General features: G+C 43.4%; 31 protein-coding genes. 21 read left to right on the top strand and 10 right to left on the bottom strand.

All coding sequences use genetic code 11. The annotated features are described in order from the left end of the window. Positions 1-50: 50 nt before the first annotated feature. The 4 genes from sugE to SG35_RS04720 form a co-directional block, all read right to left on the bottom strand. On the bottom strand, positions 51-383 hold the full coding sequence (gene sugE, locus SG35_RS04735; RefSeq protein WP_044831802.1) for a quaternary ammonium compound efflux SMR transporter SugE: 333 nt from the start codon (positions 381-383) through the stop codon (positions 51-53). Positions 384-454: 71 nt separating this feature from the next. Further along, positions 455-934, bottom strand: a complete 480-nt coding sequence (locus tag SG35_RS04730) for a 2TM domain-containing protein (protein ID WP_044831803.1) — start codon at positions 932-934, stop codon at positions 455-457. Positions 935-1217: 283 nt separating this feature from the next. Then, entirely contained in the window at positions 1218-2177 is a 960-nt protein-coding gene (locus SG35_RS04725) for a ribonuclease Z (RefSeq protein WP_044831804.1), read from the bottom strand. 57 nt (positions 2178-2234) lie between these two features. After that, the gene (locus SG35_RS04720) at positions 2235-2558 is read right to left on the bottom strand and encodes a low molecular weight protein tyrosine phosphatase family protein (RefSeq protein WP_044831805.1); all 324 of its coding nucleotides are present in this window, start codon (positions 2556-2558) and stop codon (positions 2235-2237) included. Positions 2559-3121: 563 nt separating this feature from the next. On the opposite strand from SG35_RS04720, the gene SG35_RS04715 reads away from it, so the two are divergent. Continuing rightward, complete coding sequence (locus tag SG35_RS04715; protein ID WP_044831807.1) at positions 3122-3646, top strand: P-loop NTPase family protein; 525 nt, start codon at positions 3122-3124, stop codon at positions 3644-3646. A gap of 33 nt (positions 3647-3679) precedes the next feature. On the opposite strand, the gene SG35_RS04710 is transcribed toward SG35_RS04715, so the two are convergent. After that, complete coding sequence (locus SG35_RS04710; RefSeq protein WP_044831808.1) at positions 3680-4123, bottom strand: hypothetical protein; 444 nt, start codon at positions 4121-4123, stop codon at positions 3680-3682. A 160-nt stretch (positions 4124-4283) separates the two neighbouring features. Here SG35_RS04710 and SG35_RS04705 point away from each other — a divergent pair, with 160 nt between their 5' ends. Both SG35_RS04705 and SG35_RS04700 read left to right on the top strand, forming a co-directional pair. After that, entirely contained in the window at positions 4284-4754 is a 471-nt protein-coding gene (locus SG35_RS04705) for a CesT family type III secretion system chaperone (protein ID WP_044831809.1), read from the top strand. Positions 4755-4792: 38 nt separating this feature from the next. Further along, positions 4793-6199, top strand: coding sequence for a hypothetical protein (locus SG35_RS04700; protein WP_152646534.1), 1407 nt, complete (start codon positions 4793-4795; stop codon positions 6197-6199). Between the two features lie 11 nt (positions 6200-6210). Here the strand turns inward: SG35_RS04700 and SG35_RS04695 are convergent, their stop codons facing one another. Further along, the gene (locus tag SG35_RS04695; protein WP_152646535.1) at positions 6211-6546 is read right to left on the bottom strand and encodes a hypothetical protein; all 336 of its coding nucleotides are present in this window, start codon (positions 6544-6546) and stop codon (positions 6211-6213) included. Positions 6547-6647: 101 nt separating this feature from the next. On the opposite strand from SG35_RS04695, the gene SG35_RS04690 reads away from it, so the two are divergent. Next, entirely contained in the window at positions 6648-7112 is a 465-nt protein-coding gene (locus tag SG35_RS04690; protein WP_044831812.1) for a CesT family type III secretion system chaperone, read from the top strand. Positions 7113-7151: 39 nt separating this feature from the next. Further along, positions 7152-9485: a hypothetical protein gene (locus SG35_RS04685; protein WP_044831813.1), complete on the top strand. Its 2334-nt coding sequence runs from the start codon at positions 7152-7154 to the stop codon at positions 9483-9485. A 183-nt stretch (positions 9486-9668) separates the two neighbouring features. Here the strand turns inward: SG35_RS04685 and SG35_RS04680 are convergent, their stop codons facing one another. Beyond that, the gene (locus SG35_RS04680; protein WP_044831814.1) at positions 9669-10061 is read right to left on the bottom strand and encodes a hypothetical protein; all 393 of its coding nucleotides are present in this window, start codon (positions 10059-10061) and stop codon (positions 9669-9671) included. Between the two features lie 273 nt (positions 10062-10334). Then, positions 10335-11099, bottom strand: coding sequence for a phytanoyl-CoA dioxygenase family protein (locus SG35_RS04675; RefSeq protein ID WP_044831815.1), 765 nt, complete (start codon positions 11097-11099; stop codon positions 10335-10337). A gap of 503 nt (positions 11100-11602) precedes the next feature. Here SG35_RS04675 and SG35_RS04670 point away from each other — a divergent pair. From SG35_RS04670 to SG35_RS04660, 3 genes are read left to right on the top strand one after another with little or no spacing between them, the layout of a single operon-like run. Continuing rightward, positions 11603-11848 carry a hypothetical protein gene (locus SG35_RS04670; RefSeq protein WP_044831816.1) on the top strand — a complete coding sequence of 82 codons (246 nt, stop codon included), beginning with the start codon at positions 11603-11605 and terminating at the stop codon, positions 11846-11848. Next, complete coding sequence (locus SG35_RS04665; protein WP_044831817.1) at positions 11848-12348, top strand: hypothetical protein; 501 nt, start codon at positions 11848-11850, stop codon at positions 12346-12348. Before SG35_RS04670 ends, SG35_RS04665 begins: the two co-directional genes overlap by 1 nt. Then, complete coding sequence (locus tag SG35_RS04660) at positions 12329-12838, top strand: hypothetical protein (protein WP_044831818.1); 510 nt, start codon at positions 12329-12331, stop codon at positions 12836-12838. The genes SG35_RS04665 and SG35_RS04660 overlap by 20 nt, the downstream gene beginning before the upstream one ends. On the opposite strand, the gene SG35_RS04655 is transcribed toward SG35_RS04660, so the two are convergent. Continuing rightward, a complete protein-coding gene (locus SG35_RS04655) occupies positions 12799-13575 on the bottom strand; it encodes a hypothetical protein (RefSeq protein WP_152646536.1) in 777 nt (258 codons plus the stop codon). The two genes, SG35_RS04660 and SG35_RS04655, sit on opposite strands and share 40 nt — an antisense overlap. Positions 13576-13731: 156 nt before the next feature. On the opposite strand from SG35_RS04655, the gene SG35_RS04650 reads away from it, so the two are divergent. From SG35_RS04650 to SG35_RS04590, 13 genes are all read left to right on the top strand, one after another. Next, the gene (locus SG35_RS04650; RefSeq protein ID WP_044831820.1) at positions 13732-13941 is read left to right on the top strand and encodes a hypothetical protein; all 210 of its coding nucleotides are present in this window, start codon (positions 13732-13734) and stop codon (positions 13939-13941) included. Positions 13942-14166: 225 nt separating this feature from the next. Then, on the top strand, positions 14167-14472 hold the full coding sequence (locus SG35_RS04645) for a hypothetical protein (RefSeq protein ID WP_044831821.1): 306 nt from the start codon (positions 14167-14169) through the stop codon (positions 14470-14472). A 52-nt stretch (positions 14473-14524) separates the two neighbouring features. Further along, the gene (locus SG35_RS04640) at positions 14525-15070 is read left to right on the top strand and encodes a hypothetical protein (RefSeq protein WP_044831822.1); all 546 of its coding nucleotides are present in this window, start codon (positions 14525-14527) and stop codon (positions 15068-15070) included. A gap of 559 nt (positions 15071-15629) precedes the next feature. Continuing rightward, positions 15630-16064 carry a hypothetical protein gene (locus SG35_RS04635; RefSeq protein ID WP_044831823.1) on the top strand — a complete coding sequence of 145 codons (435 nt, stop codon included), beginning with the start codon at positions 15630-15632 and terminating at the stop codon, positions 16062-16064. A 191-nt stretch (positions 16065-16255) separates the two neighbouring features. Then, positions 16256-16522, top strand: coding sequence for a zinc-ribbon domain containing protein (locus SG35_RS04630; RefSeq protein ID WP_160298248.1), 267 nt, complete (start codon positions 16256-16258; stop codon positions 16520-16522). 84 nt (positions 16523-16606) lie between these two features. Continuing rightward, positions 16607-17734, top strand: a complete 1128-nt coding sequence (locus SG35_RS04625) for a serine hydrolase domain-containing protein (protein ID WP_053042890.1) — start codon at positions 16607-16609, stop codon at positions 17732-17734. An 86-nt stretch (positions 17735-17820) separates the two neighbouring features. Beyond that, on the top strand, positions 17821-18345 hold the full coding sequence (locus SG35_RS04620) for a GNAT family N-acetyltransferase (protein ID WP_044831824.1): 525 nt from the start codon (positions 17821-17823) through the stop codon (positions 18343-18345). 80 nt (positions 18346-18425) lie between these two features. Beyond that, the gene (locus tag SG35_RS04615; protein WP_044831825.1) at positions 18426-18821 is read left to right on the top strand and encodes a cupin domain-containing protein; all 396 of its coding nucleotides are present in this window, start codon (positions 18426-18428) and stop codon (positions 18819-18821) included. Between the two features lie 621 nt (positions 18822-19442). Further along, the gene (locus SG35_RS04610) at positions 19443-19706 is read left to right on the top strand and encodes a hypothetical protein (RefSeq protein ID WP_274055325.1); all 264 of its coding nucleotides are present in this window, start codon (positions 19443-19445) and stop codon (positions 19704-19706) included. Between the two features lie 469 nt (positions 19707-20175). Further along, complete coding sequence (locus tag SG35_RS04605; protein WP_044831827.1) at positions 20176-20520, top strand: hypothetical protein; 345 nt, start codon at positions 20176-20178, stop codon at positions 20518-20520. A 74-nt stretch (positions 20521-20594) separates the two neighbouring features. Next, positions 20595-20987, top strand: coding sequence for a hypothetical protein (locus tag SG35_RS04600; RefSeq protein WP_084692602.1), 393 nt, complete (start codon positions 20595-20597; stop codon positions 20985-20987). A gap of 92 nt (positions 20988-21079) precedes the next feature. Continuing rightward, entirely contained in the window at positions 21080-21565 is a 486-nt protein-coding gene (locus SG35_RS04595; protein WP_044831828.1) for a hypothetical protein, read from the top strand. A gap of 37 nt (positions 21566-21602) precedes the next feature. Next, entirely contained in the window at positions 21603-21980 is a 378-nt protein-coding gene (locus tag SG35_RS04590) for a hypothetical protein (protein ID WP_044831829.1), read from the top strand. 287 nt (positions 21981-22267) lie between these two features. Here the strand turns inward: SG35_RS04590 and SG35_RS04585 are convergent, their stop codons facing one another. Next, positions 22268-22633 carry a DoxX family protein gene (locus tag SG35_RS04585; protein ID WP_044831830.1) on the bottom strand — a complete coding sequence of 122 codons (366 nt, stop codon included), beginning with the start codon at positions 22631-22633 and terminating at the stop codon, positions 22268-22270. Positions 22634-22655 lie beyond the last annotated feature (22 nt).

The raw sequence follows: 22655 nt of genomic DNA, 5'->3' as shown, positions 1-22655 counted from the left end.
ATGTCACTCTTTACCGCAGCAACTGCGCTTAACCCGGTAACAATCAGCCGTTATGCCGCAGGTGTGCCTGAGTCCAACAATTTTAACCCGACAATGCCCAAAACAATCAGGCCAATGCAGGCAATACGCCGTATGTCGGCAAGCTCGTTAAACCAGACAATACCCACTATGGCCACCCCCACGGCGCCAATACCGGTCCAAACGGCGTAGGCATTACCCATGGGAATGGTTTTTAAGGAATAAGAAAGACAGGCAAAACTGGCCCACATGGCGCCAAGGGTGAACACCGAAGGCCATAGCCGGGTAAAACCTTCCGTGTGTTTAAGGCCTACCGCCCACATAATTTCAAAGATACCGGCAATAACCAAGACTATCCAGGCCACATTCATTCCTTATTTTGATATAACATCTGAGTGAGCACTTCATATCAACAGTCTCGGGGCGAGACCCTGGATTACAATTTCCTGCCCAGCCTTTTTTCAATTTGTTTCTTTTCCCAGTCGGCGCCGAAAAGATTGAATACTTCAAAAACCGCCAGCGCATGGGAAATAATCCCTATGCCCCAGCCCAAAGCCGTCCACCAGGCCCAAATATAACTGGGGTTGGTCCAATAATTGAAAACGAACAAGGCAGACACCACCAATACATAGGTACTCAGGTGGGTGTAAAAGTCTTTAATGCCTCTGACATATTCAATCGCCGCTTGCTCTTGGGTTGACACTTCAGTTGAAGCTTGTGTTTGACTGTCCATGGGTTTCTCCTGCTGTAACTGGGTTAATTCAATTTCAAAAACAGCAGCCAAGGATTTCATCGACTCCAGCCCGGCACTTTGCCCTCTTTCTATCCGCTGGACGGTTCTGGTACTTAACCCGCTCAGCTGAGCTAATTGCTCTTGAGACCAACCACGCTGAAGCCTTAATTTACGAACTATCATTTCTTATCCTTTTCTGTTGTTCGTTTTGAATTATCAGCCCAAAATGACATGAAAGAACACGCCAATCACCTGACAGTCACACGACAACACTTAAAAATCAACAACTTAAAATAAAGCGTTACCATTCTTTTTTACTGCTTTTGACACCCGACAACTGGCCTAAACAATGCCTTTAAGCAAGAACAAAGGTTCAACCACAAAAAATACTATAGCATTGTTACAAAAGATTAACACCGATCCGCATAGCTGTAACAGCCGCTAGCGGCTTTATCGCCTCAGCCGGTTAAAGCTTGCCCAGCACCCCGTTTTTACCCAGCCGGTAATGGTCAAAATCACTGGCAAGCATAAGATTACCGTCATAATGTGCCCTGGCTTCGAGTTCAACATCCAAAATTGAAGGACTGCTGCCGGTATCATTTTGATAACGGGCACTGAAATGCGTTAACACCAGATTATCGACCCGGTGTTTACCGGCAAATTCGGCAACAATTTTCGCACTGCTGTGCATCGGCCCGGGCCCGACTTTCTGCGCTATGTCATAGGTATAGGTTGCCTCATGCACTAAAACATCGGCACTTTTGATTTCATCCGACAACAAATCCGGCTGGTCATTGTCGCCGCAGATAATGATCTTTTGCGCTTTAGCTTTCGGCAACAGGTAGTCGTCAGCCAAAATCGTTTCACCGTCAAGCATGATATCTTTGCCGCTTTGCAGCTCTCCCCAATGGGGGCCGGGTTTGATATCGGCAGCTTTTAATTTCTCAAGATCAAGCTTTCGCTCATCGCTTTGATAACAAAAACTAAAAGCATGAGACGGTACCCGGTGCGACAGCTTGACGGCCGTCACGCTCAGTTCCAGCTCGGGCCGGTGCTCATTGAGTGTAGCGGAGTCAATAAAAACAATCTCGTAAGGCAAATACAACTCGGTCAGGGTGCAAACGGCGCTAACAAACGCCTCAATCTCCGCCGGGCCGACCAGATATAGCTTTTCAGTCCGCCCGGCCATAGCGGCACTTGCCAGCAAACCGGGCAGGCCGTAACAGTGATCCCCGTGCACATGGGTGATAAAAATGGCCTGTAAGCTATTCAGGGACAGCTTGGTTCTTAAAATCTGGTGCTGGGTGCCTTCACCGCAATCCACCAGGCACCAGTGTTTGGCATTCGGCGCCTTGACCGCCGTTGCCGATACATTGCGGGTTTTCGTGGGGGTGCCCGACGATGTACCTAAAAATATTAATTCCATCAGCGTATTGGTTTCCTGATCCTGTTATTGATTTATATGCCCTGACAAGGCCCTGAGTTAATAAATAAATTGAGGAGCATCCCGCATAAATATTGCCACCAGTTCGGGATCCATATAGTCATAATGATCCGGGATCCCCAGGCAAATCACGCTTTGCCCTTTCAGCTTATCTTTGAAACCTTTGCTCAGCTTTCTTTTATGAACCGGCTCCATCACAAAGATAATATCGGCCCATTCCACGTCCTCGGCCCCTAAAGGGATCTCGGCATTGTTGTTGAGACCGGCAGAGCGTGCCTCAATCCCGGCTTCATGACCAAATACCGCTTCACCGGTAGGAGAGCGTAATTTATTTTGACTGCACACAAACAGTATTTTCTTCATAAAAACTCTATTAGGGCCTGCTTATCTTTGGAGGGGATTAAGATTTTTGAGCGGTTTTTGCACATATCAAGGCAGAAAAATGGACGTGTAGTTATTCTACATGACATTTTTCTAACGCGGATAGGTGTAAAAACAGCCAAAAAGATAATTCACAGCCAAAGATAAACAGGCCCTAGTAACACACCGCATCAAGCGGCTAAAAAATAAGGCTACACTTTGCCAACACAAAAACCTATCTTTATCTGATGCCAAACAGCCCATGCGCCAAAAGATACATTTCACCATTAACAAAGCAACGACCCCCCGCAAAAGCAGGAAAACACTCGCTTTACCTTATGACTGAAAATTTAGTTATTTTTATCCCCCGGCTATGTTAGTCTTTAACCATATTGAATAAATAATCATCAGGAAAAACAGTGAACAGCACATTATCTGCTTTGATAATCCGAATTATGAACACCATCTCTGAGCCCTGGTGGGAATAGTGCTGTTTAGCTGATCCATAACCCGCCATCAAGGCGGGTTTTTTATTCCCGCTTTTAATGACAAAACAGGAATAAAAAATGAAAAAAGTCGCCGTTTTTGGCAATGCCGGTGCCGGCAAGTCCACCACCAGCAAGCAAATCGCAGCAATCACCGGTCTTGAGCTATACGCGCTCGATAAAGTGAAATTTCTCCCGGGCGGCAATGAAGTTCCCCACGACCAATACCTGGCCGCCCACAGCCGCATTTTATCCGAAGATAAATGGCTGATAGAGGGTTACGGCTGCCTGGATTCAACCTGGACCCGCCTTAACCAGGCTGACACCCTGGTTTATATCGACCTGCCTATCCGGGTACATTTTTTCTGGGTGACCAAACGTTTTTTCAAAGGGCTTTTTCAGCCCCCGGAGGGGTGGCCGGAGCACAGCTCAATTATTAAAGGCACCATCAACAGTTACCGGGTACTGTGGTTATGCCATAAAAAACTGACCCCGGCATACCGCAAATATGTCGCCAATGCCGCCAAAACGAAAACCGTTTATCATTTACGTTCTAAAGCCGACATTGCCAGCTTCCTGCATGCCTTGGGGGAAAACAGCGGCTGAGCAAGTCGGATACGGTTTAGTGAAAAAGGCCCGTTAGGGCTTTACTTTAACCACACTAAGATGCTCGACACTGCCCGCGATAAAACAAATACCAACATATAACCAAACTGAGCTGGCAATAACCTCCCAGAGATCAAACCCGCCAGGGGTTAAAAAGAAAGGCACAGCAATGATGCCACGTACCGTGCACAGCAGTGCAATAGTGATCAAGGCAGGTGTCAGCAAAGGCAGTTTACGGATAAGCCCTGTGGCAGAAAAGGCAAACAGGGTGCAGGCAAACATTAACCCGGCAACCACAAGGGTTCCCACAGGTGCAAGTAAAGTCCCCTGCCGAGCCGATTCGATAATTTGCTCAGGCGCCCTGGCAAAAGCAAACCAGGCAGGCCCGCCCCAAATACAAAGTAAATGCCAGATAGCGGCAGCAAAAGCTATCACCCCGCCGCTTATTAACAGTTTAGACTTCAGACTTAATACCAAGGTTTCCCCCTACCATTAGATAAAATGTTCACTGTAAGCACTAGCTCGGTCAGTGACTTAAACCACCAGGCTTACAGAAGAAAATTTTTTTTCGAATTTTTTATAACTCTTTCCGCCACCTGGTTACTTACTGAACAACACCAGACTTCCAAGGACAAATATGAACAACACAACAGATATCCTCAACCAGTGGTTACAGGAAATAAGCTCCGCCAGTGACACTCCATTGTCTCTTGATCAAAGCCACCGCTGCTTTATAGGCACCAACAACAATGTAGATTTGATGGTTTGCGGCGATCCCCTCAGTGAAAACTTCAGCGTTTTTCTTCATATTTGCGATATGAAAGATATCACGGATATCGAAGTGTTTCAGGCATTACTGGCACTGAATTTAAAGCCGGCCTACACCTGTGGTGGCGCCCTCGCCTATGACGAGGGCAAGCAAAGCCTGATATTAACATTCAGCCACGAATACCAGGGATTAACGGCCCGGGAGTTTGGCAATATGCTGGAAAACCTCTCCCAGGCCGTGGCGCCGTTGCAGGAATATGTCAAGACCTTGTTTGATGATGCATCGACATCAATACAGGAGCAAACTGCGCCAAACCCACTCCAGATGCTCAGAATCTAACCCCTGTCGTCAAAAAGTAATAAAAGAGAATATATAGCATGCAAACTACAGTAGACTCATTTCAGTTTCCACAACTCACTCGTATTCTGGAAGTAACCAACACCGAGACACAAGACACGCAAAAATTTTGCTTCAGCAATTCAACTATGGCAGGCAATGCAATAGACGAACATCTATTCCCTGAGCACTTTACCACCGACATACGCAAGCCGAACGACAGCGAACAAACAGACGTTGAATTTTTCACTAAAAAGGCTTTTGAGAGTACATTTAAAGAGTTTGAAGTCGCGCAATCAGGGCTGATAAAACAACCTTCTGTTTTCCATGAAAGCTCAGGTGAAATAGCACATATGCTGACCCCGAAAATGCAGCCGCAGAGCGCGACAGCACAACTTTTCCATGTACATGGCATTTCCGAGAGCAGCGTACAAGCCAAACTCAGTCCCGGACTGGAGGCTTTGCATGCCATGGCCTCGGATAACAATACAGCAGCTGTGCGTAGCTGGATAGTCGACAACGCCAACGCCAGCGGAACACCGGATACCAGCGGCTTATTAGCTATGGTAGAACATGCCGAATCAACACAAAATGAAAAAGCCCTGGCACTGATTATGGGGTATGCTCGTTATGAGAAATGCCAGGAAACTATCACCTCGATAGTGGATACCGCCATCTCAGAGGATAGCCTGTCAGCAACAGAAACCGGGCAATTATTGCGTATGATGGATGACATCCTGATGCAGCAATATTCATTCGAAGCAGACGCCAGCAGCAGCAGCCTGGTGACCCTGTCAACGTCAAGCGCTGAAAGCTTACGCGGCGACCCTGTTTTTGACTTCAGTAGTTATATCAATGGCAAAATAGCCAGTGGTCATGATGCAACAGAACTGGTTGATCACCTGGGAGTAAAATCCCCGAAAGAAAATATCAACTCACTAAACAGGCTATGGGATAAACTGGATACCCCTGCAGCAACCCTCAAAGACGTGCTTGATACTAAATATGTGATGAATAGTACCCAGGCTAATATGTTTCATTCCTATATTGATTATAGTGAATTTGATGGCGGTGATGGCACATTGCGCGACAGACTCATGGGAGCAAGCCAGGATGACTGGGCCTTGGGCATGAATCGTCTGCTGGCAAGACTCGACACAACCAGCACGGTTGACCGAATGGCTACCGAGGCTGAAGTTGGCGATATTAATGCAGAGAACTTAAGTAGAAACGACAATATATTCCAACAATGGCTTGACCGTATCCTCACCCCTATCGAATTTGCCTATGGTGATTTATCGGCATTAACAACATCGCAAAAGGATGAGATCCGGCAGACATTAACCACTGATCATTCATTATTTTCCAATAATATGGGGGATACTGCACCAGTAGTATTAAAAGCCCTTGAAGCAATAGCACAAGGCATAGATATCAGAGGGGGATAAATACCCCTCCTTTAACTCAATCCCCGCGGGCTTTGACTTTGTCTAGCAAAGTCTAATGCCTGCACGATAAAAACCTTTAAACGGCCTGCGAATTTGACCAAAAATGAATCGCGGGCCGTTTTTATTTTGCTTCCCCCGCCATTGCCGACAGGCGAAACCAGGCCTGTAAACAGCCATAAAGCAACCGCCTCAATCGCGAAATGCCAGTCATACAAGTGCTTAGTCACACTCAAAAAATCCCCATATTGATTCAACAATATCAAAAAAACTCCAGCATAACTTGAGTCAGCGTTGTCATCCCGGATAAAGAAAGCGCCAGCACCGCAACACAGATAAAACCAACTCAACACATCAAGCTGTATATTTTTTAACCGAATATGAATCCTTGGCTGATAACCGGTTACCTACTCAGTACCAGCAGATAAAACCAACAGCCAAAGGAAGAAACATGAACAATACCACCGACATTCTCAACCAGTGGTTACAGGAGTTAAACAGCTCAAGTGCAGCCCCGCTATCCCTTGATCAGGACAACCGCTGCTTTATGGCCACCAGCAGCAACATAGAGCTGATGATTTGCGGCGAGCCTCTGAGTGAAAATTTTACCGTGTTACTCCATATTTGCGACTTAGCCGAGCCCGTGGATACGGCATTATTTAAGGCACTACTGGCACTTAATTTAAAGCCTGCCAACACCTATGGCGGCGCGCTTGGCTATGACCGGGACAATCAAAGTCTGATCCTCAGCTACAGCCACGAATACCAGGGGATAACGGCCCGTGAATTTGGCAATATGCTGGAAAACCTTTCCCATGCCGCCCTGTCATTACGCAAACATATCAATAGTTTACTTGAAGAGTCAGGCACTCCCGCCCAGGCGCGGCAACACCCGCTTCATATGGTCAGGATCTAATCCGCTTTACAGCCGTTTTTAATCATCAGGAGATAAATAATGCAAACCACTACCGTAAATTCGTTCGACCATTCACACCTCACCCGTATAGTTGAAGTCACCAACACCGATAACAAAGAAAAGATGCAATTTTGCTTTCAGAATGTATCTTCTGCCGAGTCGGCCATAAAACAGCACGCCTTTCCGGATAATTACCAGATTGACATACGTAAGCCAACCCCGGACGAAAGAAGCCAGGAAGTTGAATTCTTCACCCGCGATGCCTTTAACAGTAAATTTTCAAATATTGAAACAGCACTTTCCGGACTGATGCGCCAGCCCTCGATTTTCAATAAAAGCGACGGCGAAATAGAACACATGCTCACCCCGACCATGAAGCCTCAAAGTGCGGTATCTCAGCTCTTTTTCCTTAACGGTATAAGCGATACCGAATTACAGGGAAAACTCAGCCCCGCCCTCACGGCGCTTCATGAAATGGCAACTGAAAATAACACAGATGCCGTACGCAGCTGGATAAGCGATAACGCCAACGGCAAAAACCCGGATACCAGCGGTCTGTTCGCCCTGGTAAAAGAAGCCGAGTCGAAACAGAACGATGTCGCGCTCTCCCTGATCATGGGCTATGCGCGTTATGAAATGTGTAAAGACGAAATCAGCGAACACGTGCAAGGGGCCATCAGCAAACATAGCTTGTCTGGTGTAGAAACAGGACAACTGTTGCATATGATGGACGACATTTTGATGCAGCAATATTCATTTGAGGCCGACAAAAGCGGCAGCGGCCTGGTGACCCTGTCGAGTAACACCCTGGTTGGCGACCCGGTATTTAGCATGAGCGAGTTTATCAACGACAAACTCTCCAAAGGCCATGACGCCGCCGAGCTGGTTGATCACCTGGAAGTGAAATCTCCCAAAGAAAATATCAACTCCCTGAAAAGAATGTGGGACCAACTCGACACCCCCAAAGCCAGCCTGAAAGAAATACTGGTTGACAGATACCCGACCAACAGTACCCAACAAGCCTTGTTCCACTCCTATGCCACGGGTAAGGAAATCAAGCTTGACGATACTAATTTTCGCGACAGCCTCAAAGGTCCATCCAGGGATGACTGGGCACTGGGCATGAACCGCCTGCTTGAAAGCCTGGATAAAAGCGGTAAAGTCGACCTTATGGAAACCGATGCCGACATGGGCGACGTCAAAGGATTACGTAAAAACGACATCCTGTTTCATCAATGGCTAAACCGCCTGCTCGAACCCATCCAGTTTGCCTACGGTGATTTAAGCGATTTATCCATGCAGGATAAACAGGAGATCCAACAGGCATTGGAAAGCTCTCACTATATCTACGGAGACCTGGCCAATACCGTACCTGTGGTGATGAAAGCCATAGAGGCGATTGAAAACGGCATTGACCTGAAAGTAGGCGCCGGTGATCTGTCGGCTTCACACAGAACAGAACCGGACCATGCCAACCTGAGGGACTTTTTCGCTGAAAATCCGCTCACCGACTCCAATGCAAGCGATCTGGCGAAAAAAATCGAACAGGAATTTGGTTCAAGAGCCACCTTATATGCGCTATATGAACATGCCGGCCTGGCAGCTCAATATGATGAAGACTCAAGCCAATTTCTCTCTGAATCGAATCAATGGACAGAGTCACTGCAAGGAGAAATTACCGCCCAAAATACCAAGGGCTTGCATTTCTTCCTGACTAACATCATCGAAGCAACAAAAGGCCCGTCACCACAAGAGCAAGCACAGATAGACCAGACCGCCAGTCAGCTGATAGCGGCCGCAAGCACCAATAAAGACGGCATGGCCACAGTGATAAAAGGGCTGGAGGTATTAAAAACACGCTCTGAAGATCCATTCCACGACCGCGACTATACCGTCAACGCCACCTTACTCCATATGACAGGTAAAAAAGACAACGCAGAGGTTAGAGCCAAAGAAGCGATGAAAGCCCTGCTGGAACAGCCTGGCGTAAACGACAACAGTTTCAGAATGATAGCCAGTGAACTGGCCTCGGCTTATCAATCAAAACTGGAGAACCTGACCGTTAGCTCAAAAGGTGAATTAGCGCTGATGATAGACAGAACCGCGAATGAACTCAAAGAAGCTGCCAGCACCAATAAAGCCGGTTCGGACACGGTTACCAAGGGCCTGGAGATATTAAAATCCCGCTCTGAAGATCTGTTCCATGACAGTGAATATACTGTCGCCGCCACTTTACTCAATATGCAGGGTAATGATCCGGCACAAATCCAGGCCAAAGAGGCGATGAAATTGCTGCTGGATCAACCCTATGTTACTGACGACAACTTCAGAGAGATTGCCGCCCAATTACTGGCAGCCTATAAACAAAAATAAGGCGCGACAGCTTTATTAAGCCAGGTGGCTCAGCAAAACTGAGCCACCTTAAAAGCATGATGATCAGGGGATGAATTAGAGCAAAAACAACAGTGCCCAGGTGTTAACCCATTTATTTTACATGCAGCTGTCAGCAAGCATAACAACTGGAATACTTACTTTTGTATTAGCCATATCAGACTATTACAGCTCGCCGCTTTGCTCCTTCATTTTTTCCCTAAAATACATAACCCCGAGTATGGTGAACGCTATCATACTGACAAAAACCACATAGCAGGATTTTAAATGAAAAACTTCCGGACAAGAGGCAAGGCCAAGCATGTTTCGTGAAGAGAACCAGGTAGAAACGCCAAAGCCCACCGCCAGACCAAAGTAATAGACATGACGTTTGTTGAGCAGCAAACTCCCCAAAAGCACCATACAAACCACAGCAATAATAATACAGGCCAGTATACCGAAAAGCTTCAGGCATCCGGGGCGCCCGTCCGGCGGCAAACCACCGGTTAAATGAACAACAGTTAATGAAATGGCGCTTATAATGCAAATAACCAACAGCGTAAGTAATAGCTTTTTCATGTTTGATATATTCCCTTATAGGTAGGTAACTGCTGCTTCACGTGATTAATTCCCGATATAAATCAGGAACTAACGCAGGTGTTTTCCTTAATATAGGCATAAAACGGATAAATGCCAGTCAATCGGCAATTATCCAAGAGCTGTCCTGGTATTCAGCACATGCGGAACAGGGAATAATGATGGGCTATGCTGGGCTTTCTCACTAAAAAAGCCAAGCATAAAAATAATAAGTATCATGCCGGCAATCGCAGCTTCGCCTGCTTGCCGGGCGCTTTATTTGGCTATTGCCTTTAAATGGATGGTGCTTTCAAAAGCCGCAGAATGCTCAAGCGTTTTTATGATCTCCCGGCTGGGCAAACAAGCATCATCGGCAAATTTTACCAAGCCCGGCTCCGGTTCACACAGCAGGATATCTAACGACAAGCGATCCTGCCCGTATAACCCCCGGTGAATCATATTGGCTGAAAACACCAATAAATCGCCCGCCGCCAGCGCTACTTTTACGCCACCGGATAAGTCATGGTAATTTTTCCGGCCATTGTGCTCTAACCGCACCTCAAGTTCTTCGTTTGTATCCCAGCGCTTATGGCTGCCGGGAATCAACTCGATACCCGGCTCATCAACCAAAGGCACCCTGAAATGAGCCACATCCGGGCCTGCCAGCGCTGCTTGCTGCTGTTCAACAGACAGGTGATATTGCGGATCTCTGTGCCAGTAGTTCTTTTGTAACTTATTAACCGGGTCGAAGAACAGCTGCGTATTCATAAAGGCCGGCGGCCTGTTCATAAAAGAGTTGGCAATATCCATTAACCGGGATGAACCGATAAAGCGAAATAACTGTTTTCTCCCGGCCTCATCAAGGTGCTCTCGCCCGGTAAGATAAGCCGAGTTGACGGCGTTTTCAGCATAAAAGCTCGCGTTTTTTTGCTGCCATGACGCATGAAAAGCCAATACGACTGACCGCAGTTTTTGTAGTTCATCTTTGCTAAACAGGCCTTTAACAACAAAATACCCCTTGGCTGCATACTCACTTTTCATATGCTCATCCTTAACATCACCCCAGTGTTTCAGCTAAAACCCGCTGCACAATAAAATATCCGGCTCTATTGTGAAGCAATAAAACCAAGCTTTTCACGTCTTCTTGATAACCTTGCAGGCAAAGATTTGCCAACCGCTCAGCTGCCGACCTAACGAAATAGATTTATATCGCGGCCTTACAGCCATGATAAATCATCAACGGCAGATTTGAACACTTTAGCTTGCCATGGCAGATAAGTTTTCAAGACACGACAACAGCTGCTTAAAAAGTTTTTCATACCGGCATGCTTGGATTATCCGCTGGCTTGTATTGCCTGACAGACAAAAAATGATAAATATCAAATAGCAACATCACGCTAGAATTTCGGCTTATGATCACAGCAGTCAAAAAACAGCTCTGACCTGCTGCAAGGGGCGTGGAATCTGGGATTAATATATTTGACAGTCCCGTGCGGGTTTTGCCAAAATAGTCTACTAATGGAAACAAAAGAGTTCTTAACCTCATGGAAAAGTTATTTAAGCTTTTTGGCAAGCGCCAGCCACAATCAGGCGAAACCCTTTCAAATCAATCCGAAGATCACCTGGTAAATAAAGATCTTGACGGCGACATGTTAGCACAAGTCGTTGGCGGTACGGATGACACGACAACTACTACTGATACTGACCCGGAAACTCCTCCAGGTGATGATGAAGTAAAAGATACATCCCCAATAAAAGTTCGCTCAAGTGATGGTATTCATCCCAAATAATGAGCGATATACTTCAGTATATTTTATATTACGGCGATATATTCTTAATGATTATATCGCTCATACCTATCTTAATTTGCTTTAAAAATAAAAACTGGCCCTTATTCACTTTTAGCTTTTTATTTTTAATTGTTGTCTCACTACGGCATTTATTAATAGGGTTTTATTCAGGCTTTCCCAGAGCCGAGAAAGTATATTATTGGTATCAAACCTTCGAGTATCTTTACTTCGGAGCCTTTATCGCTTCTGTTGCTATACATGCCTTGTTATTATGGACAACAAGCAGAACCATAAAAATCATTTATGTACTGATGACCATTAATGTCTGCTTTTATGCCTATATGCACTGGCAGCGAAATATTATGGGCTGGAATGATCCTGACTGGACCTGGGACTTATATAGCTGGACCGTAGCGCCAATTAATTATATCATTGCAGCTATATTGTTGTTTGCCAGCATGAAAGGAGTTAGAGGCAGAGATGGACGTTCAATTAGCTAGTTATATACCCTTGATACTTGCAGCTGTCATGGTGGTGATGGTACTTGCTTTTGGCCTGCTTGAGAAAAACCTCAAAGAGCGGGTGATCGCCCGTTTATATAAAAACGCTCCTTTCTTCCAGGCACATCTGTTATTGCAAGAATACCATCAGGCGCTCAATAACGGCGCAAGCATCGACGAGCTGGATGTTATCACGCAGAAAATCAATCGCTACTTTAACAGCCCCCATCAAGTATCACCGGGAACACAAGGACAGGCAAGCTTGTCGCCACAGCAATATCAGCAGTTTTCCCAGGCGCACAGTATATTGCAAAAACAGATCGACTTTATTAATACCGACATGTCGGCCAAGCAGCGGATCATGGTGAATACCCAGATCAAAATAGACTGTTTGAATTATGCCGAAACCTACTGCAAATCAGCGCAAGAGCACAAACAAAGCAGCGGTGATCACTCCACTATGGTGTCAAGTATCGCTAAGATGCCGTGAGGATCTAAACCCGAAGCACTGCTGCCGGTTCTTACCGCGTAATTGTAACCGGCAGTGATCACTTTCGCCCGGGTCTCTACCGACAATTCAATTCTGTTTTCAACAATCGCCTGTTCAATTAAGCGGATCACTGCCCGCATCAAATGGCTGTCTGCGGTATTTTGTTCGCCAACCACCGTAGGCGGAAGTTCAAGCAGCACAGCAGTTGCCTGACTCAAATGATTTAAAATACCGGAAGTCTTTTTATCGCCAAACAAGGCAAAAGTGCCGATATCACCCGAGGTGATCTGTTCAACCACTTCTTCGCTTAGCTTGGGATAATATACCTTGTTGCACTCAAGCTTGGTCGATAAATATTTATATACGGCTTCGGTATATTGGCCAACAAGCACTTCGCAAACGTCATGATCTATCAGCTTGGTTTTATATTCATACTGTCCCGGCTGCTGAAAAACCAAAGTGATCAGGCTGTCGGCCCGGACAATATAAATGTTCCAGGGAGCCGTAGTTAACAGCTCGGCCACGTAGTCGATCATCCCCTGGCTGGTAGGAAAATTGTTAACATTAAATGGCTTGCCCTTGCCGGTATTTAAGAAGGTCAAATTGCAGTTTTCTTTATGCTGCATAGACAACTGAATGTCGATACCGGGCACGGCACCTTTTAACAACTTGTCGACCGCACCAGAACTTACTCCTAAAGCCTTGCCCCAGGTGTAAATTTTTCTATTTGCAAGCACATGATTTTCCAATCGTTTTAAAAAACAATCATTCATAAAGAGAAAAACCTCATTGACAACCTCTTTTTGAGAGATCAATAATACACACGAAGCCAAACACCTCTCAAAAGAGAGGTTAACATTGTTAATATTAACAACTTAGAGAGTATAACGAATATGAAAGCACAAAAAAACGATATTAATCCGGTGCTCGGCATTAACAATCTCAGATTAAAGTTACGGGTAATGCGCCTGGCCAGCCAGGAAAGAAGAAAACCTTCACAGATGGCAAAACTACTGTTAGAACAGTCGCTTGAAATAAAAGAAAAAGCACTTGGCCTTGGCCCGATAGAAAACTGGGATGTTTCAACAGCCCAGTACGATTAACCCTTAAAAAACAATAACTCCGTCAACCATCAGACATAAACCATCGACTTCATTTATTTACTTCAACTAAAACCCTAACGCGTATCAGGATGATTAAACGTGATCACAAGGATATCACTATGCCCCACTTGCCTTTTAACAGCTTTACAAAATATCCTCTTAGAGAGAGTTATACACCCCTTCTGCCGACAACCAGCGCCACACAGACAAAACCAGGCGGTACATATGCCTGACATAAAACAGATCACGGTAGCCTTGTCCCGAACCAGCCTGGAATTATGTACCCTGCCGCTGCAGGTAAACTGGTATTGCCCCCGCTGCAACGCTCCCCGCGGAGAGGTGATGCAAACGCAAATTCCCATCGGCAGACAGAGCCTGAAAGTAAATTTCTGGGTCAACCCCTGCGGCCATCATGACAGCTACCGCGCCATGGTCAGCGAAGCCATGACCAACGGCTTAAACCGCCGTTTGCAGCAAGTATTAAACACCTATTTAAACAAGGGATTGGTCGAAGACTCCTATATCGGCTGAAGGCTTTTTTTCGTTACAACCTTCTGCCAGAACATGAATAAGGAAATATCACATGTTGATTAAAACAAACACCGATAACCCGGTTATCTGCAGCGCCGCCACTGAAATATCGGTAAAACCCTACCATCTTAAATTTATTACTGCCGGCGTTTCCGCCCCCATAGTTCCCGACAGCTTCAAAGGTAAAAAGCTCTCCACCATTAAACCCCGCCCCTGCAGCCGCGGCTATTTTCCCCGAATAAAAAAACTTGGCCGGGCACAATATCTGCCGGTTTGCCAAAGCAGGCGTTGCCGCTGCCCAAAACAAACTGAAACAAGCAGCCAACCAAGCCATGATCTGGCTTTGCTGGAGTGGAATAAATACCGCCGTATCCGCTCAAACGAAGAGTTATTTCATCCAACGGTCAGGGTCAACCGGCTACCGCTTAAAGAAATAAAGCTGAATTTGGCGGTAGAGCAAATGTATATAGATAAGTTTCTGGCTAAGTTTAGCCGCGAGCAGTTAATGGCGGATGATCGCAGGATATTTGTATTAAGGGAAAAGTGGCTGGAGCTGGTAAAATATCAGCTACACGCCCTTGAACTGCAGCAGCGCTAAAGCAAAAAGTGACAGGTTGAAGTTGACCGCAGTACTCGCCACTTTATTTAGGGGCAAAGACAAGTGAAATTTCTTCCCCCGGCAATTGTTGGCATTAACCCTGATCCGGGAAAGCCTGGTGAAAATAGTCACTGAGATCACCGAAGTTAAGACAGAAGAAGACGAAGGACCTAACGGCCCAGAATGTCCTCATTGCCATCATGGCGGGATGATATTTATGGGGATCAGCCCACCGGGATCGCTTATGGGGCAATACCGAACGAGCTAGTCTGGTTCGTTAAGGTATTCATTATGCGCTGAAAAAGGCGACAGAAGGGGCTGAGTTTGTCTTGAAAAAGACGTATAAAGGGGTAAACTGGCTGGCAAAAGTTGAAGCAATAAAGATAATAAAAACCAGTAAAGACTGCGCCTGTTGTAAAAGTCACCTTGTATCAATATTGTCTCAAAAAAACAAAATCTATATAGGCTGGGTGTGGCGGCTTAGTCCACAGGCAATTTATCTGTCATGCAGTGACAACAGATAGATTGCTTAATTGTTATAAATACAAGGAATGATTCTATGAAAATTTTAAGCATGGTATTACTACTCATTACTTTTCAAAGCTTTGCAAAAAGCCAAGATGGTGTTGTTGTTCACATACTGCCTGATCAACTGGTTCTATCAAAAAGCTGTGTGGCTAGAGCAGATATACAATCTAAGGAATTTTCAATTATTTACGCTTGCATAGACTCTCAAAATACGATGTATTTTTACAATTTTCGCTTAAATAATGTTGATTTAGTTTCTGATTTTAAGAAAAATGCAACTGATGTTGTAGTCAATAAAAGTCATTTTAAGTCTTATACTCTTTACGAATTAACAGCTAAAAATTCTGACAATAAGCCTATAAAATTTGTTTCTTATTGTACTAAAGAAGTCTGTCTGGATTTGGTTAGCGACGATGAATATGAGAAATCAATTCAAGACTCTATTACGGCCCAGTTGCAAAGCTAGTACTTATAAAGACCAATCAAGTCGGACGCGTAACAGTTGGGCACGTTCACTTCGTTCACGATTTTAGCCAACTATTATTCGCCGCTTATTGGCGCGTTATGTGTTCTACAGGAGTTTGAACATTGGGTAGGTGTAGTCGTCCAAAAAATAAAGATTCAGTGAGACTCTCTGTAGATAAAAAGAAGTGGGGCGTGAATGACAATACTTATTCATCACCGCCAGACTACTATTATGATGAAGAATATAAGTGCGTTGACTGTGGTAAGAATGAAATATGGACTGCGGAGCAGCAAAAGTTTTGGTACGAAGAGCTAGGGAAAACTATTAATTCATTCGCAGTACGCTGCCAAGTTTGTCGTGCTCATATTCAAGCGCTTAAAGCCCAGCAAAAAAGGCACACGGAAGAAATGAAAAATACACCCAAGCACCCAAATGAAAAATTTTTTAAAAATACATAATAAAGCCAGCCAAACCGCTTCGCGATTTGTTTGGCCCTGCTGGCGGCGTTATATGCCTGTCGAGCTTCAAACTTAGGAGTTTTTGTGAATCGATTAATAACCCAACCCATATCATTGATATTTGTTATTTCATTAATGACAGTTTTGGCTTCCTGTAAAAGTCAGGATGCAATTAATTTTGAGTCAAATACGAAAGCTGAAGTCATTGAATTTATTGATGGAAATGTTGGGCAGGTGGTCTCAATTTCTGTTGTAGATTCAGAAAATACTTACCAATATCATTTAGGGACGTTAAGTAATGGAGATACTCCTAATAACCAAACAATATACGAAATTGGCTCTCTAACTAAAACTTATACTGGGTTAGTTGTTGCTAAAGCCATTCTAGACGGGAAAGTTGAGCTTGATAAAGATATTCGTCATTACCTCAAAAGTAACGAATACAAAAATTTAGAGCTGTCCAATCAATATATAACGTTACGGCATCTTATGACTCATACCAGTGGGCTCCCGCAAAATTTTGCTTATAGCAGTGAAGATAGAGCAAAAGGCATTGCTTTTGAAAAAATGTCAAAGTATTCCAGAGATAATTACTTTGATGATCTTAAAAAAGTGAAACTTAACTTTAAACCTGGCGAGGACTATCAATATTCACCTGTAGGTACTAATTTAGCTGGATACATTCTGGAGTCTGTTTACCAAAAGCCTTTTGAATTACTGGTTTCTGAAATCATTACAACCAAGTCTGGAGAGAAGCACACGAAATTCAGAGGTACTAACTTTGAGCCAGGTGAAATTACGGTAGGAACAGATGGAAATGGTAATCAAATGCCTTTGGCCAGTGCATATTGGTTTGCTGATGGAGGGTTAACTTCAAACGTTGAGTCTGTCACGCATTATATTCAACATCAACTATCCTCAGAACCTGAGGTGGCTATTTCTCATCAACTTCTGAATGAGAGTTGGACGGGTCATGGTATGGCATTCTCTTGGAACACATATAAATATGATTCAAATGAACAAATGCTATACCAAAGCGGCGGTTCAATGGGCACGTCTAGTTGGCTTGCTATTTATCCGAAGAAAAATATAGGTATTTTCATCGTAACAAATGTCGCAGGTGGAAATACCCAGCAAAAGTTAGAAGCCATTACAGATAAGATTTTTGACTATTTAATGGCATATAACAAAGCCTTAACGTCGGATTCGTAACAGTTGGCTCGGTTCCGCTTCGCAACACAGTTTAGCAAGCTATTATCAGCCCCTTATGAGGGTGTTATAAAACCTAAGGAAGTGTCATGCAACTTGCGGATGAAAGAATCGAACTTTTACCATTTAAAGATTCTGATTTTGAGCTTTTTCTAGAAATTATTACATGCCCAAAGATGATGGAACACGTTTATGATCCTTTGACTTATGAGCAGGCTAAATCTTCTTTTGAAGCAAGATTGCCACCATGGAAATTTGAAAGTGATAAATGGCGTTCTTTTAGTATCACTGAAATCGTAAATGGTGAAAAGTTGGGGTACATATCGCTTAGAATCGTCAATCATGAAGCTAAAATTGCTGAAGTAGGTTTTATGATTAAGGCAAATGCTCAGGGTAAAGGTGTTGGTAGCAGAGCGCTTAAACTTATTAAGCAGTATGCATTCGATACCGTAATGCTAAATAAACTCGTTGCTTTTTGTTCTGTACATAATTCTGGCTCATTTAACTTGCTAGAGAAAGAATACTTTATTCGTGAGAGCCGCTTAAAACAAAACACCTTAATTAATAATCACTACAGAGATGATTATGCATATGGTTTATGTAAGCCGACTTAAATCAAGGGGGTAAATCAATGGGTGACCCTTTTGATACCTGCCTTTTAAGGCCGCGTTATGTACCTGTAAGGAACGAATAAATGTCGAAGTCTGAAGTAATCACAATCGATGAACAATTCTCAAACGTGACTTTTCTTAATGGCAGAACGCCGGAAACTACTGATGTAGAAGCAAAGGATGCGTTTGCTCTATTATCTGAATATAGGGACGGTGGTATTTATGTTGCACATTACTCCGGCTTTAGTGAATGGGAACGGCATCCACAAGGTGACGAGTTTGTTCAGGTCTTAGGTGGAGAAACGGTTCTAATTCTTTTGAAGAATAATGTGGAACAGCGAAACAATCTATCATCGGGTCAAATGCTGGTTATTCCAAAAGGCGTTTGGCATCGTTTTGAATCACCTAATGGTGTTAAAGTCATGACAATAACACCACAGCCAACCGAACATAGTGTTGAATTGCCGGTCAGTACATAACAAGAATTTAAAGCGGGACAGCTAACAGCTTGCTCGGTTTTGCTTCGCTACACATTTTAGCAAACTATTAATCAGCCCCTTAAATGGGCGTTATTCGGCCACCGCTAATTTATGCTAAATTTTTGGAAATACCAGTGCTTCCTAGCCTGGTTTGGCGTGTATTTCAGGTGGTTTTTCGCCGGAACAGTTAGGTGTTCCCGCTAATAGACTTTCTCCGTTCTTTTTCAAAAGTACTAAAGGTGTTAAAGTCATTAGCTTGTTCTGGCTGTAGTGCCAGGCTCAAAATTCACGACTTGGTGTGTAGCGGTGGTTAGTGCCTTTGGCACCTTCAGTTAACGCTTCAAGTTATTTTTATCGTTGCCAGGTCTGTGGTTACAGCTGGCAACCAATAACAAACAAAACCAGCGGACGCTAAAAAGCGCGCCGCCGTTTCGAGCGTTATATGCCAGAGTTATTGATGAGCAGTAGGTCTTTATGATCATGCATTACAAAGGTTCATGCAGTTGTAATAGGTGGCAAGTTGAAGTAGAAGTAACGAGGTCGCTGGAAGAGTTTAATCCGCGGGTTTGTGACTGCAATTATTGTCAAAATAATCCATCAGAGATTATAAGTGATCCAAATATGATAATTAAATTTGTCGGTGGTGAAACATCGATCACTCAAAATGGTGATCAATTGGCAAATTTCTATTATTGCGATTATTGTGGTGATTTCTTAGCGGTAGGTCGCAATTTAAATGGTCAACTACGTGGCGCTGTTAATTCGAGTTTACTCCATAGTTCCAACCAACTTGGTGAATCAATTCAAATTCAACCGCGGTTACTATGTTCTGATGAAAAGCTAGATCGTTGGGGCAAGTTATGGGGTGTTTTAAATGGAATATAAAAACATAACAAGTGTGTCATACAGGAATTTTAATAAAATGCCGCTACGCGCCAAAACTTTTATTAAAATCCTCATACACAAGCGTTAGGTTTCAAGGGGATCAATCTGCTGTCTACTAAATCATTAACATTAGTTCTTCTTTTTATTCTAGGTTATGGGGCGGCGAGCTTTCAATTCAGTAGAGCCGCTCTTGAAACAGAAATAAATAACTATCATAGAGAGATTTTAATAGCTTCAAGGCTGTTGGAAGAATACTCTAATAATTGTGCTACTAATAAGCAAAATAACTTTTCTCCTTATGTTGAGCATGCAACTATTAAATATGAGCTTCTACTTAAAAAGTCAGAAAAGTTTCCATATTTTATGAGTGGAGATTTCATTCTAGATCATGAAGAATCAGCTTTTGAGTTTAATGAAAAAAGAGAATTAGCACATAAAGTCATATCACAGTGCAGCGTTAAATTTCCCCATGCTGAAAGTTAGTTCAAACAATCAAACTATAAGTATTACTGGTTCGGCTTTAGACTTTGCCTCTTTAGCAAGATCTATTAAAAAGTCTAAATTTGGTAATACTAAGATAATCGAATCAGAGGCAAGTTCCATTGAGCTTATTTGCTCAAGAAAAGGAGTAGAATTACTCTCATTTGATGATAAAGTAGTTTTCAAATATTCAGAGTCAACTAAGAATGAACTTTATACTTTAATATCAATGCCATCAGATACTGTCATAAGTGCAGTATTCACTATTAGGACCGCTGAACATAGTGCACTATTTGATGGCAATTCAATGGGGTTGGAGTTAATAGTTGAATAAAAAATTTAACAAGGACAGCCAAACCGCTACGCTCCGTCGGCCCCTGCTGGCAGCATTAGGTGAGATGAGTTTACATGAGATTATTATTAATATTATCGTTTTTTACATCATCAGTATTAGCATCAAAATTTGATGTAGATACTTATTCTTCTTCCTTAGATTTTGCTCAAGTTACAGATGTTTTGGTGACTAAAAAATCTAGTGATAGTTGGTGTTTTGGAACTTCAGTTCGACATAATGATCAAGGTTGGGAGCATTATGCTGACGGGTGGGAAGTGATAGATTTAGAGGGTAATCAACTTGGATATCGTAAACTTCATCACCCCCATAACAATGAGCAGCCATTTACACGTAGTCAGTGTAATATCAAAATACCAGCGGAAATGTCTAAGGTAATAGTACGAGCTAAGTGTAATAAACATGGTTTTGGTGGTAAGCCAATGGTTGTAGAGCTTAGCAAAAATTAAGATTTTCACCTAACATGGTCATCAATTTGACCGCTTTATGCTGCGCTCCAAGTGGCAAATTATGGCGGCGTTAGGTATTGTACCTGGTAAGTATGAGTCCTTATTTCGAAATTAATATTGAGCCAAGTGCTGACTACTTTTTGTGGATTTTTCCATTTGCATTTTTATTTGTTGTATTTGTTAAGCTCCCGATTGCTACTGACTTGGTGTCTAGTTTAATTAAAGTCTCTCGAGAATGGTTTTTGACTGCTTATTGCGCAACCTTTGTCATATCACTATTTGCCACATACTCTGAATATCAACGAGACAGCGGTATTAAAGCACTAATCGAAGCCGGAAAATTTGCCGTTGTATCTGGCTGTATCGAAAACTATAGGCTAGACAATGTAAAAGGGCATACAGCAACATTCGAAGTAGAAGGCATAGAGTTTTCCTACAACAATTATACTAATACATCATTTTTCTATGAAAAAGAGTTCTCTGGTAATGCTATGAAAAATGACAGTTGCCTTGAAATTAGCTACTTACCTGTGGGAAAGGAAAATAAAATAATTAAAATCGTACTGCTAGCACATTAATTATTAAGGCGTTAACTGCTTTATCGTGGAGCGGGCTATGAAATTAACAATCTCAATATTTCTGCTAATTGTCGGTGTAATAAATTTCTTGCCTGTCATTGGCGTGCTTTCAGCAGAAACATTATCGGGCGCATATTCAGTAGAGTTAATGGGTAACGATATCATTATCTTAATGCGTCACCGAGCTTTACTCTTTGGGCTTATTGGCGGGTTTATACTTTACTCTGTGTTTAAGCCTGCTTACCAAATGGCCGCTATGGTTATGGCCGCTATTTCTATGCTGGGTTTTATCTACTTTGTTTGGGCAGCCGGTGATTACAATGCATCAATATTTAAAGTCGCGATTATCGATCTAGTGGGGATTGTATGTTTAGTTATAGTATCGGTTCTCAAGTATGTTAATAGAAACAGTTAACTACTCAATGCTCGGCCAGGATACTTTGGCTTGAACAGCTTCAGCTGCTCGGCGTCTGTCCATTAGCAGGCCGTTAATTGAATATACAAATAATATAACTTACATTGCTAATCTCATTTCTTTTTGGGTTTGCCCCCCAAATAATCAATATAAATTCCTGCATCTCCGCTTGCTCAGAAAGCAACAGAAAAGGAAAAAAGCGTTTCAGAAATGATCAAATCTCATTGACGTCAGACATTGCCCCTTGAAGTAGGGAGAGCTTTTTAAGCTCTCCCTCAAAAGGAAAATTACGGATGAACCAGTTTTGTATTCAAAAATACAATAACTGCTAAAACGCTTAACAAGACAATAGCTGGTAAAGCGGTGCTAAATGCTTGCCCCGCCAATAAGTGTGATGCCGCAGCGCCAATCAGCGCAATTGAGAAACCTGTATACCCCCACTGTTTAAGCGCTTCAAACTTGGGTTGCAGAATAGAAATGGCGCCAATTAAATAGGCAACCCCTAAGATTTTCAACAAATAAACGGGATAGCCTAATTCAGCCGTTGCCTGAACTAAGTCTTCCTGCCCCGTCAATTTGGCCATGCCTGAAGCCGCCATTAATAAAGCGAACAAAGAAGAAATGAGGTAAAAGATAATTATGCTTTTTTTCATGGAGGTAAACCTGTTTCGTTAA

The sequence above is a fragment of the Thalassomonas actiniarum genome (assembly GCF_000948975.2).
Classification (GTDB): Bacteria; Pseudomonadota; Gammaproteobacteria; order Enterobacterales; family Alteromonadaceae; genus Thalassomonas; species Thalassomonas actiniarum.
The sequence above is the reverse complement of the archived record's forward strand: the minus strand, read 5'-3'. Positions and strand labels throughout refer to the sequence as shown.